At 69.9% G+C, this 11,885-nt stretch carries 10 protein-coding genes; 2 read left to right on the top strand and 8 right to left on the bottom strand.

Annotation, left to right across the window (positions count from 1 at the left end; translation table 11 throughout):
• Positions 1–188 precede the first annotated feature (188 nt).
• A complete protein-coding gene (locus E1288_RS15065; RefSeq protein ID WP_132485420.1) occupies positions 189–608 on the bottom strand; it encodes an HAD-IA family hydrolase in 420 nt (139 codons plus the stop codon).
• A 114-nt stretch (positions 609–722) separates the two neighbouring features.
• On the opposite strand from E1288_RS15065, the gene E1288_RS15060 reads away from it, so the two are divergent.
• Positions 723–1,079, top strand: a complete 357-nt coding sequence (locus tag E1288_RS15060) for an Rv3235 family protein (protein ID WP_132485418.1) — start codon at positions 723–725, stop codon at positions 1,077–1,079.
• On the opposite strand, the gene secA is transcribed toward E1288_RS15060, so the two are convergent.
• The 7 genes from secA to E1288_RS15025 all read right to left on the bottom strand — a co-directional run bounded on the left by secA (position 1,080) and on the right by E1288_RS15025 (position 11,297).
• Positions 1,080–3,956, bottom strand: coding sequence for a preprotein translocase subunit SecA (secA, locus tag E1288_RS15055; protein ID WP_132485416.1), 2,877 nt, complete (start codon positions 3,954–3,956; stop codon positions 1,080–1,082).
• 188 nt (positions 3,957–4,144) lie between these two features.
• Entirely contained in the window at positions 4,145–4,819 is a 675-nt protein-coding gene (gene hpf, locus E1288_RS15050; protein ID WP_132485414.1) for a ribosome hibernation-promoting factor, HPF/YfiA family, read from the bottom strand.
• 420 nt (positions 4,820–5,239) lie between these two features.
• On the bottom strand, positions 5,240–5,926 hold the full coding sequence (locus E1288_RS15045; protein WP_132485412.1) for a ComF family protein: 687 nt from the start codon (positions 5,924–5,926) through the stop codon (positions 5,240–5,242).
• A gap of 58 nt (positions 5,927–5,984) precedes the next feature.
• Entirely contained in the window at positions 5,985–7,700 is a 1,716-nt protein-coding gene (locus E1288_RS15040; RefSeq protein ID WP_207954357.1) for an LpqB family beta-propeller domain-containing protein, read from the bottom strand.
• Positions 7,697–9,418: an MtrAB system histidine kinase MtrB gene (gene mtrB, locus E1288_RS15035; RefSeq protein ID WP_132485410.1), complete on the bottom strand. Its 1,722-nt coding sequence runs from the start codon at positions 9,416–9,418 to the stop codon at positions 7,697–7,699. The genes E1288_RS15040 and mtrB overlap by 4 nt, the downstream gene beginning before the upstream one ends.
• A gap of 305 nt (positions 9,419–9,723) precedes the next feature.
• Positions 9,724–10,401: an MtrAB system response regulator MtrA gene (mtrA, locus tag E1288_RS15030; RefSeq protein WP_093160527.1), complete on the bottom strand. Its 678-nt coding sequence runs from the start codon at positions 10,399–10,401 to the stop codon at positions 9,724–9,726.
• A gap of 248 nt (positions 10,402–10,649) precedes the next feature.
• Entirely contained in the window at positions 10,650–11,297 is a 648-nt protein-coding gene (locus E1288_RS15025; RefSeq protein WP_132485408.1) for a dTMP kinase, read from the bottom strand.
• A gap of 110 nt (positions 11,298–11,407) precedes the next feature.
• Between E1288_RS15025 and E1288_RS15020 the strand changes: the two genes are divergently transcribed.
• Complete coding sequence (locus E1288_RS15020; RefSeq protein ID WP_132485406.1) at positions 11,408–11,881, top strand: OsmC family protein; 474 nt, start codon at positions 11,408–11,410, stop codon at positions 11,879–11,881.
• Positions 11,882–11,885 lie beyond the last annotated feature (4 nt).

Genomic DNA, 11,885 nt, shown 5'->3' with positions numbered 1-11,885 from the left:
GGGATCAAAGCTCCGGGGAGCATTTCCTCTTCACCGCTTTACCGGTTCGCCCACTCTACCACCCGAAGGCAGGAGCTTGGTTCGCGACCCGTGTCAGGCTCGGCCCGGTTTTCCCGGCCCGTGTCGCGCTGACTTGGATAAATTTACACACCCCCGAAACACCCCCTGCAACCACCCCCCCTTAAACATCAAAACACCAGGTCAGAGCCGATCTCGAGGCCGAAGAGGGCGGCGAGCTCGGTGGCCGTCGAATCGACGTCGCGGTGGTGGACTCCGACCATGCCCGCCTCGATCGCGCCGGCCACGTTCCGGCGGAGGTCGTCGACGAAGACGCACTGCCGCGGTTCCAGCCCCAGCCGGCGCGCGGTCAACCGGTAGATCTCGAGGCTCGGCTTTGCGACGCCGACCGCCCCGGACAGCACGACGGTGTCGAACAGCTCGGCCAGGCCCGGATCGTCGAGCCCGTTGGCATTGGACACCAGCGCGGTTCCGATCCCGGCCTGGCGGATGCGCCGCGCGACGTCCAGCAGCGGCGCAACGCCGGACGGCTCGGCGCCCGGATCGTCGAGCACCCCGGCGCAATCCAGCAGCAGTCCCTTCAGATCCACGAGCCGCACGGTAGCTCACACGATCGGTGCGTTCCGCGGCTGAAGGTGACCGGATCCGGACCGCAAGTTCCTCAGTTAAGCGGGAGCCAAGTCCGCCGACCGCCTGGAGACTCCATGACCGCAATGCTGTCGATCGAAACGACGCTGGCCGAGGCGGTGGCGGACAGCAGCGCCTCCGCCATCGCGGGGTTCATCGGCGAGCAGGTGTTCGACGCGCTCTCCGGGCGTCGGACCTTGCATCAGGTGCGCGAGCACCTCGAGCCGCATGTGGCCGGGCTGCTGCTCACCACCCGGCTGCACGCAGCGCAAGGCCCGGACTACCGGCTGCGATCCGTTCACGCCTGCCTGGTCACCGACTGCGCGGTGGAGGCCTGCATGATCGTCGGGACGCACTACCGGGTCCGGGCCCTGGTGCTGCGCTTGGAACAGGACAACGGGCACTGGGTGTGCACGCTGCTGTCCTTGGTCTGATCAGCGCTTCTTATTCTTCTTCGCGTCAGCTCGAGCGGCGGCCCGACGCTCGCGGCGGGTGCCGCTGCGGGACTCCGGCCCCTGGTCGCTGTCGCTGCTGGTCTCCACGTCGCCGGTCTCGTTCGGTCCGGAGTAGCTCAGGCCCCGCTGCGTCGGCGAGTCGAGTCCCTTGCCGCGCAGCGCGGACGGGACCTGCTCGCCGTCTGCCGCGGTGGGCAGCTGGCTCAACGCGGGGCCGGCGGATGCCGGCCGGGCGCGCCTGGGCCGCGGTTGCGGCGCGGGCTGGGCCGTCGGCTGCGGGGTCTGGGGCACGTCCGGCGTGCCGCTGCCGACCTGGCTCACCGACACCGGCATGGCCGGCGCTTCCGGTTCGGGCTGCGGCTCGGCCGCCTCGACCTGGACGTTGAACAGGAATCCGACGGACTCCTCCTTGAGCGCCTCCAGCATCGCCCCGAACATGTCGAAGCCCTCGCGGCGGTACTCGATCAGCGGGTCGCGCTGCGCCATCGCCCGCAGCCCGATGCCCTCCTTGAGGTAGTCCATCTCGTAGAGGTGCTCGCGCCACTTGCGGTCCAGGACGCTGAGCACCACGCGGCGCTCCAGCTCGCGCATCGCGCCCTGGCCGACCTTGCCGTCGACTTCGGCCTCGCGCTTGGCGTACGCGGCGCGCGCGTCCTCCAGGATGAGCTCCAGCAGGCGCTCCTTGGACATGTCCTCTTCGTCGTCGACGAGGGCTTCCCAGCTGATCGACATCGGGTAGAGGGTCTTCAGCGCGGTCCAGAGCTTCTCGAAGTCCCAGTCCTCGACGTAACCCTCGGCGGTCTCCGCGTCGACGTAGGCCGTCACCACGTCGGTGAGCATGTGCATGACCTGCTCGTGCAGGTCCTCGCCGGCCAGCACGCGGTGCCGCTCGTCGTAGATGACGGTCCGCTGCTGGTTCATGACCTCGTCGTACTTGAGGACGTTCTTGCGGATCTCCATGTTCTGCTGCTCGACCTGGGTCTGCGCGCTGCGGATGGCGCGGCTGACCATCTTGTGCTCGATCGGCACGTCGTCGGGCACCTTGAGCCGGGTCATCACGGTCTCGACCATCGCGGCGTTGAAGCGCCGCATCAGCTCGTCGCCCAGCGACAGGTAGAACCGGGACTCGCCCGGGTCGCCCTGACGGCCGGAACGACCGCGCAGCTGGTTGTCGATGCGGCGGGACTCGTGGCGCTCGGTGCCCAGCACGTAGAGGCCGCCGACCTCGCGGATCTCCTCGCTCTCGGCCTTGACCTGCGCCGTGATCTTCTCGACGACCGCGGGCCACTCTGCCTCGTACTGCTCGCGGTTCTCCACCGGGTCCAGGCCGCGGCCGCGCAGTTCGGCGTCCGCGAGGTGGTCGATGTTGCCGCCGAGCACGATGTCGGTACCGCGACCGGCCATGTTGGTGGCGACCGTGACCGCGCCCTTGCGACCCGCCTCGGCGATGATCGCGGCCTCCCGCGCGTGGTTCTTCGCGTTCAGCACGTTGTGCGGGATGCCCTTTTTGGTGAGCAGCTTCGACAGGTACTCGGAGCGCTCCACGCTGGTCGTGCCGACCAGGACCGGCTGGCCGCTCTGGTACCGCTCTTCGATGTCCTCGGCGACCGCCTCGAACTTCGCCGGCTCCGTCTTGTACACCAGGTCGGGCTGGTCGGCGCGGGCCATCGGCTTGTTCGTCGGGATCGGCACCACACCGAGCTTGTAGGTGGTGTGGAACTCGGCCGCCTCGGTCTCGGCGGTACCGGTCATGCCGGCCAGCTTGTCGTAGAGGCGGAAGTAGTTCTGCAGCGTGATCGTGGCCAGGGTCTGGTTCTCGGCCTTGATCTCGACGCCTTCCTTGGCCTCGATCGCCTGGTGCATGCCCTCGTTGTAGCGGCGCCCGGCCAGGATGCGGCCGGTGAACTCGTCGACGATCAGCACCTCGCCGTCGCGGACGATGTAGTCCTTGTCGCGCTTGTAGAGCTCCTTGGCCTTCAGCGCGTTGTTGAGGTAGCCCACCAGCGGGGTGTTGGCCGCCTCGTAGAGGTTTTCGATGCCGAGCTGGTCCTCGATGAGGGTGACGCCGTCTTCGGTGACGCCGACGGTGCGCTTGCGCTCGTCCACCTCGTAGTGCTGGTCGCGCTTGAGCATCGGCGCGAGCCTGGCGAACTCCTGGTACCAGCGGGAGGACTGGTCGGCGGGGCCGGAGATGATCAGCGGCGTCCGGGCTTCGTCGATCAGGATGGAGTCGACCTCGTCGACGACGGCGAAGTAGTGCCCGCGCTGCACGCAGTCGGCGAGGCTCCAGGCCATGTTGTCGCGCAGGTAGTCGAAGCCGAACTCGTTGTTCGTCCCGTAGGTGATGTCCGCGGCGTAGGCCTTGCGTCGCTGCTCCGGCGTCATGTCGGCCAGGATCGCGCCGACCTCCAGGCCCAGGAAGCGGTGCACGCGGCCCATCCACTCGGCGTCGCGGCGGGCCAGGTAGTCGTTGGTCGTGACGACGTGCACGCCCTTGCCGGTGAGCGCGTTGAGATAGGCGGGCAGCACGCAGGTCAGGGTCTTTCCCTCACCGGTCTTCATCTCGGAGATGTTGCCGAGGTGCAGCGACGCGCCACCCATCAGCTGCACGTCGAAGTGCCGCTGGCCCAGGGTGCGCTTGGCGCCCTCGCGGGCCACCGCGAACGCTTCGGGCAGCAGTTCGTCGAGGGACTCGCCGTCGGCGTGGCGGCGTTTGAACTCGTCGGTCTTGCCCCGCAGCTCGGCGTCGGACAGCGCGACGATGTCCTTTTCAAGCTCGTTGATGTGCGCCGCGATGTTGCGCAGACGCTTGAGCATCTTGCCCTCGCCGGCGCGGAGCAGTCGGGACAGGACCATCCGGTCGACCTCACTAGCTGATCGTGACGCGTCCGTCACGGACGCTTTGCGGTCATCGTATTAGAGCTGGTAGTGGGGACCCGCCATCCGGTGCAGGTCCGGGTGGCGGACCCCCACACGCGACTGTCCCCCGCGAACCACGGTACGCGGGGGACAGTCGTTCGGGTCGGCGTTGGCGCAGACTCGCCCTATAGCGCGTCAGCCAACCTGATCACTCCGTAGTCGAATCCCTTCCTCCGGTAGACCACGCTGGGCCTACCGCTATCCGCATCGGAGAAGAGGTAGAAGTCGTGTCCGACCAGTTCCATCTCGTAGAGGGCCTGGTCAACCGTCATCGGCTCGGCCGGGTGGTCCTTCTCGCGGACGACTCGGCCTGGTTCGTCGTACCCGTTTTCCGCGGCCATCCGCTGGCCCGGGACCTCGGCGGCGTACTCGTCGACCTCCGGCGGCGCTTCCAGTAGCGCGGTCCGGCCTTCGGCCACGGCCTGGCCCATCGCGACGGGCCGGTCCGCCATCGCTGCGGTCGCCTGTGCCACGGATGTCGGGTTGTGCTGCCCGTAGTGCACCTTTCTACGGTCGTGCATGCGCCGGAGCCTGCTCTCCAGCTTGGTCGTGGCGGCGTCGAGTGCGGCGTAGAAATCGCCTGCGCAAGCCTCGGCCCGAACGGGCGAGCCCTTGCCCATCAGCGTGATCTCGACTCGCTGGCAATTCTTGGCCTGACGGGGATTGCGCTCGTGGAACAGTTCCACGTCCGCCCGGATTGCCTTCTTGTTGTACCGCTCAAGCCGGGTCAACTTCGCATTGACGTGCTCCCGGTAGTGCGTGGGAACTTCGACGTTGCGACCCTTGACGACGATATCCATTCACGACCTCCGTTCCTTGCGTGCCGTAGGCGAGGTGTGCACGGCGGCGCCGGCTAGAAGGCGATCAGCTCACTTCCGGCGCCAGGGACATGGGGTTTCGCTCCTTCCCTCCCGCCTGGGTTGGCTGGATTGAGTGGCACGTTAGCTCGGTTTACCGATTTGTGACACCCCCCTTGTCGGGCGAAGTCAAGCGGCCACCGAGAGTGATGTCTGCCACCGTTCGAAGCAGGCAGCGGGCGCGGGCTTGCCCTGACCCAGGCGCCCCATCGGCCTCTTTTTTCACCCGATCGGTGGCTACGTGCCGTAGCTCCGCATCGGGCCGCCGGGGGGCCGGGTCCTGCCTGCTCATAACTGGAAAACGAGTGGACGGCAGGTGAAGTTCCCGCGGCTGTTCGGGTAATGGCAATCCACCCGAATGCTTCAGGCGGCCGTCGCGGTCAGGCCGAGCACCGCGGCGACCTCGATGCCTGCGGCTCCGAGGACCGCCAAGCAGCTCGCGACCGTCGCGCCGGTCGTGATGACGTCGTCGATCAGCGCGACTTGCGCCGCCTGCGGCGGAAAACGACTCGTCCGGCCGAGCACTCGGCCGGACAGGTTGCGCACTCGTTCGGCCGCATCCAGCCCGGCCGAATCCGCCGCACCGCGCGCGGTCACCAGGCAGTCCGCGACGGCCGCCGGATGCCCCGCGCCGGTCAGCCCGGCCGCGGCCCGGTGCGCGATGCGGGACATGTGCGCGCCGCCCCTTCGACGGGAGGCGATCGTCCGGGACGGCGCCGGCACCAGGTACCAGGCCTGATCGAGCCGGTGCTCGGCGGTGATCGCACGCAGGCCGATCGCGATGTGGCGGGCCAGCGGCTCGGCGAGATGGCGGCGGCCGGACTCCTTGTAGGCGAGCACCGCTCGCCGGGCGGCGCCCCGGTACCGGCCGAGCGCGTACACCGGCGGGACGGCTTCGAGCAGCGGGCGCTCGACTCGGCGCAGCCCGCCGAGCTCGCGCGCGCAGTCCCGGCACCACGCCACGCCCGCCGCGTCGCAGCCCGCGCAGCGCAGCGGCAGCATCAGGTCGACCAAGCCGGAAAGCCCCGCACCGAACCAGGAAACGCGCACCGGCCGATGGTGCCGCAGATCGGCGTCCCGACTCACCGACGCGTGTCGGGGTCGGCGGTCAGCCCGGGAAGAACGGGATCGAACCGCCGCCGATCGAGCCCTGGACCAGGGACCAGACGTCGTCGGTCTCCTTGGACTCCCAGATCCCGCTGCGGTCGCTGACGACCACCCGGCCGCGGTTGGCGACCGTGACAGCCTTCAACGGCTGCCCGAGGTTCGCGGCGGTGAACGGGACCCACTGGAACCCGTCGACCGTCACCTCGAAGACCGGCGTGGTGTTGCTGTCGCTGATCACCACCAGCGAGTCGTCCTTCAGCCAATCGACTCCGGTGACCCGAACCCCCGGCGCAGGCAGCGTGATCGGCCGCTGCAGCACCACCTGACCGTCCTGATCGGACACTCCGGCGACCACGAGGCGGCCGCCGACCACCGCCGCCACCCGCGTTCCGTCGCGGGACAACCGCAAATCGCTGATCGGCCCGTCGCTGGTCAGCTGCCCGGTGTCGACCTGGCGCGGCACCCAGCTGTTCCCGGCATCCAGCGCGCGGACCACGTTGCGACCGTCCACGACGGTCCACACCTCGGATTTCCCGCGCCAGGTGGGCCTGCTCATGTCGGCGCCCCGCACCGGGAGTTCGGGCAGCTGCGCGCCGTAGCGGCCGACCCGCAGCTCGACGCCGGTGCCACCGGCGACGCGCGTGACCGCCGCGAGATGGCTGCCGTCGAGCGACTGGCCGGCCCGGAGCACGTCGTACTCGCCCGATCCGGCCGGGCCCTGGATCGGCTGCGCGGTGTCGAGGGAGAGCAGCCGCTCGTCGACCACCACCATCCCCGGCAGATCCGGGCGGGCGGTGTTGTTGGTCTCGTAGGAGCCGAGGTCGGTCGGCCGCAGGTCCTTCCCGTCCGGCAGCAGCGGCGCACCCTCCACCTTCAGCCGGACCCGCGCGTTGTTGACGCTCTGCAAGGTGAACACCACCTGCGCGGCGATCAGCTGGCGGTCCTCCCGCGGGATGGCGCCGAGATCGCTGAGGTTCACCTCCAGCGCGCCGTCCCCGGGGTCGGCCGGGTTGGTCTTCGGGTGCACGCCGGGCGGGATGGCGGTGCGCATGGCCGACTCCAGCCCCGCGGACGGGCCGCTGGTCAGCAGGTCGATGACCTGCCTGGGCAGGGTGCTCGCCGGTTGCGACACCACGTACCGCACATCCGGGACGATGCCGGTCGAGTCGTGGTCCAGGAAGTAGATCGGGACCGCCTGGTAGACGGTGCTGAACGAGCCCTTGCTGGCGACGATCTCGGGCAGCGGCGTCGCGATGCGCCACTCCCCGTCCGCCTGCAGCTCCACCCGTACCTGGGCCTGGTACTCGCCGACTTCGGGGACGAAGGACGAGTCCGGCAGCAGCCGCCCCACCTTGTCGGCCTGCACGGTGACCATCTGCACGCCGTCGGGCAGCGGCGTGGGCTGCGTCGCCGGGATCGTGTCGACGTTGTCCACTATGAGCAGGCCCGGCGCCGGGGTCCAGCTCCGGCGCGCCGCCGGGGTGAGGTGCTGTCGCGCGGACTCGTGGTTGCTCTCCGGGGCGGCGGACGCGTTGACGAAACTACGCACCAGTGCGAGCGGGTCGGCGCCGTCCGGTGGCGGGGGCACGGGCGCGGTCGCGTTGCTCTCGTCGACCGCCCGGATCGCCCTCGGGTCCGAACTCTCCGGGATCGATGCGCACGCCGACACCGACAGCAGCACCGCCAGCAGCACCGCCACCCGACGCACGCCCATCATTCGTCCTCCCAGGTGTGTTCGGACAACCGAGCCGGCCCGCGGTCGCGGAAGTCCGGATCGCCGGCCTCGCCGTCCTTCGGCGGGTCGACGCTGGCCGCGAGCAGCGCTTCCGGTGCCGCGATCCGGCGGATGCCCGGCATCGGCAGCGGGCTGGTGTCGAACCCCTCGCCCGGCCGCCGGGGCAGGGTGAGGCGGAAGCACGAGCCCTCGCCAGGTTCGCCCCACGCGTCCAGCCCGCCGCCGTGCAGCCGAGCGTCCTCGAGGCTGATCGACAGCCCGAGGCCGGTGCCGCCGGTGCGCCGGTTCCGGGATGGGTCGGCCCGCCAGAACCGGGTGAACACCAGCTCGGCCTCGCCCGAGCGCAGGCCGACGCCGTAGTCCCGGACGGTCACCGCGACGGCCTGCTCGTTGCCGCCGAAGCGGATCTCGACCGGCCCACCCTCGGCGTGGTCGATGGCGTTGGCCACCAGGTTCCGCATGATCCGCTCCACCCGGCGGACGTCGGCGACGATGGTGAGCCCGCCCCCGGACGGGGCGATCACCCGCAGCTCGACGCCGCTTGTGTCGGCGATGGGTCGCAGCGCCTCGACGGAGCGGTCCACGATCTCGGTGAGGTCCAGCTGCTCGGCCGCCAGATCGGCGACGCCGGCGTCCAGCCGGGAGATCTCCAGCAGGTCTGCCAGCAGCAGTTCGAACCGGTCGAGCTCGTCGACGAGCAGCTCGGTCGACCGGGACAGGCCGGGCGGGAACTGCTCCCGGGAGGCGTGCAGCACGTCGGCGGCCATCCTCACGGTGGTCAGCGGGGTGCGCAGCTCGTGGGAGACGTCCGAGGTGAACCGGCGCTGCAGCTGGCCGAACTCCTCCAGCTGCGTGATCTGCTGCTTGAGGCTGCCGGCCATCTCGTTGAACGACTCCGCCAGCCGGGCCACGTCGTCCTCGCCGATCACCCGCATCCGCTTGTCCAGGTCACCTTCGGCCAGCTGCTCGGCGATCTGCGCGGCCTGCCGCACCGGGCGCACCACCTGGCGGGTCACCAGGTTCGTGATGGCGCCCACCATCACCAGCAGCACCAGCCCGCCGAGCAGCAGGGTCTGCTGCAGGACTTCGAGGGTGTTCTGCTCGGCGGTCAGCGGGAACAGCAGGTAGACCTGGAGCTGCCGGGTCGCGGTGCTCACCGGCGTCCCCACCGCCAGCATCGTGACGGAGGTGCCCTTCTCCCGGTGCGCGGTGGTGATCTTGGTGGCCAGCTGGCCGCGTTCGACGAATTGGCGCAGGTCGGACGGCACGTCGTCGATCGGGCCGGCGGCCGGCTGCTGCGACCGTTCGCCCGGTGCGCGCCCGTCGACCAGCACCGGCTCGAACGCGCCGGCCACCGTCTCGGTGGTGGACTGCCCGGAGGACGTCGTCGTCAGGCGGTTCAGCGCGGCCTGCAGCTGTTCGGTGACGTTGTCCGCGTTCGGGTCGACCGCGGTCAGCTCGCGCTCCAGGATCGGCAGGCTGACCTCGACCTGCGAAATCGCGGCGGTCTCCTTCGTGGACAGCAGCTGTGACGTGATCTGCCACTGCAGCATCATGCCCAGCGCGAAGACCACGGCCATCGACAGCGCGAGGGTGCTGACCACGACGCGCAGCTGCATCGACCGCCGCCACAGCGCTTCGAAGCGGCGCCAGCGGCTGCGGACCTCCTCGCGGACACGACTGACCAGCCGCTGCACCAAGCGGCCTCGACGCGTCCACACCCTCACGGCAACCGTCCCCCGGGCCACTCCGCCACTACGACCCGGCTAGCAACTGTGTCAAAGGCTCGGCCGACCGCCCACACCGGTGCCCCGACCGGCGCGCAGTTCCGGATCACCTCGCCCACCCGCAGTCCGGGTGCCGGCCGCGCAGTCATTTCCTCTTGTTCCACACCCGCAACTCGCGCCGCGCGCAGGCGCGAGCCGCGATCCCGGGCCGGACCCGAAGTTCCGGACCGGACGAATGGGCGCCCGCTCGCGAGCGGGCGCCCATTTCGATCAGGACATCACGGAGGGCCGGCCTTGTAACCGACGCCGCGGACCGTCAGCACCACCTCGGGGCGCTCCGGGTCGCGCTCCACCTTGGACCGCAGGCGCTGGACGTGCACATTGACCAGGCGGGTGTCGGCGGCGTGCCGGTAGCCCCACACCTGTTCCAGCAGGACCTCGCGGGTGAAGACCTGGCGCGGCTTGCGGGCCAGTGCCACCAGCAGGTCGAACTCCAGCGGCGTCAACGCGATCGGCTGGCCGTCGCGGGTCACCTCGTGGCCGGGCACGTCGATGGTCACGTCGCCGATGGTGAGCACCTCGGCCGGCTCGGCGTCGGTCCGGCGCAGCCGGGCCCGCAGCCGGGCGACCAGCTCCTTCGGCTTGAACGGCTTGACCACGTAGTCGTCGGCGCCGGACTCCAGGCCCAGCACCACGTCGACCGTGTCGCTCTTGGCGGTCAGCATCACGATCGGCACGACGGACTCGGTGCGGATGGCCTTGCAGACGTCGATGCCGTTCATCCCGGGCAGCATCAGGTCCAGCAGGACCAGGTCGGGCTTGAGCTCGCGCAAGGCAGGCAGCGCCTTGGTGCCGTCGCTGACGACGGCCGTCTCGAAGCCCTCACCTCGGAGCACGATGGTCAGCATTTCGGCCAGGGCCGGATCGTCGTCCACCACGAGCACGCGTGCCTTCATGGCCAACATGGTTGCACTTGTCGCCCCGCCGCCGTGCATCCACCCGCTGATCGTCGCCGCAGGTCGCGGCGCGACAACCGAATCGGCCCAGCGAATACCGCCGAATGGAGCATCCAGTCCGGTGGTTTCGCGCACCGACCCGGTTCGACGCCGCGTGCCGATCGACTCACGTTGCGTAGCAACGGCTTGGGCCGCCTGGACGAGTGTGCACTTCGGACAGTGCGGGCCCTCACCGCGCCGCCGGACGCTTACCGCGCGAGGACGTGCTGGTCGACGAGCGCGCCGAAGTCCACGTGGTTCACGCCGTCCACCACGACCCACGGCGACCACCAGTCCGCCGCCGCGAGCTGCTGGTAGACCTTGCCGCAACGCTGCTGCAGCGGGGCATCGGACTCGAAGTTGTCCCGCTGGCGGTCCACTTCGGTCCGCTCCCGGTGCTCGGCGCGGGCGGCCGCCACCTCCAACGGCACCTGCAGCAGGATCTGCAGATCCGGCCTCGGCAGCGCGAAGCGCGTCACCTCCAGCTCGCGGACCCAGGCGACGAAGTCGCCGTGGCTGTCCTGGTGGAGCCGGGCGGCGCCGTAGGCGGCGTTCGAGGCGACGTAGCGGTCGAGGAGGACGACGTCGTGCGCGCGGAGGTCCGCGCGCAGCGCGTCCGCCGCGGCGCGGCGGTCGAGCGCGTAGAGGACGGCCATGCCGTGGACGGAGTCGCCGAGGTCGCCGTGGCGACCGCGGAGCGCTTCCGCGAGGAGCTCGGCGTGGACGTCGTCGGCGTAGCGCGGGAACGCCGAGCGGGCCACGGAGTGGCCGCGGGCGGTCAGTTCCGCCGCGATGCCGTTGGCGAGCGTGCGCTTGCCCGCGCCGTCAAGTCCCTCGATGACGATTAGTCGACCCACGCCGTCGACGGTAGTCCAGCCGCCGCACCTCCATCCGGACGCCCTCGTCCGGATCGTCCCGGCGCGTGAATTCGCTTTCGTCGCAACCCGTTCTGCTGTATACAGCCGGTATGCCAAAGACTCACTCGTACCGCGCGACCGTGACCTGGACCGGCAACACCGGCGGCGGCACCGCCTCGTACCGCGACTACAGCCGTGAGCACGTCGTGGACATCGATGGCAAGCCGCAGCTGACCGCGTCGGCCGATCCCGCCTTCCGCGGCGATCCCGGCCTCCACAACCCCGAAGACCTCCTGGTCGCATCGCTGTCCGAGTGCCACATGCTGTGGTACCTCGCGCTGTGCAGCACCTCCGGCATCGTCGTCACCGCCTACCGCGACGACGCGAGCGGCGCCATGGTGGAAGATCCCGACACCGGCGGGCACTTCACCGAAGTCGTGCTCCGCCCGCAGGTGACGATCACCGACCCGGCCAAGCTGCCGACCGCCGAGAAGCTGCACGAAGAGGCGCACCGCAAGTGCTTCATCGCCAACTCGGTCAACTTCCCGGTCCGCCACGAACCGGAGATCCACATCGCGCAGTGACGAG

This window comes from Saccharopolyspora elongata, from assembly GCF_004348985.1.
In the GTDB taxonomy this organism is placed as follows: Bacteria; Actinomycetota; Actinomycetes; order Mycobacteriales; family Pseudonocardiaceae; genus Saccharopolyspora; species Saccharopolyspora elongata.
The sequence above is the reverse complement of the archived record's forward strand: the minus strand, read 5'-3'. Positions and strand labels throughout refer to the sequence as shown.

Bases quoted from the DNA above. Each gene is read 5' to 3' on its own strand.
- E1288_RS15060 (WP_132485418.1), top strand. From the start codon at position 723: ATGACCGCAATGCTGTCGATCGAAACGACGCTGGCCGAGGCGGTGGCG.
- secA (WP_132485416.1), bottom strand. From the start codon at position 3,956: ATGGTCCTGTCCCGACTGCTCCGCGCCGGCGAGGGCAAGATGCTCAAG.
- hpf (WP_132485414.1), bottom strand. From the start codon at position 4,819: ATGGATATCGTCGTCAAGGGTCGCAACGTCGAAGTTCCCACGCACTAC.
- E1288_RS15040 (WP_207954357.1), bottom strand. From the start codon at position 7,700: ATGATGGGCGTGCGTCGGGTGGCGGTGCTGCTGGCGGTGCTGCTGTCG.
- mtrA (WP_093160527.1), bottom strand. From the start codon at position 10,401: ATGAAGGCACGCGTGCTCGTGGTGGACGACGATCCGGCCCTGGCCGAA.
- E1288_RS15020 (WP_132485406.1), top strand. From the start codon at position 11,408: ATGCCAAAGACTCACTCGTACCGCGCGACCGTGACCTGGACCGGCAAC.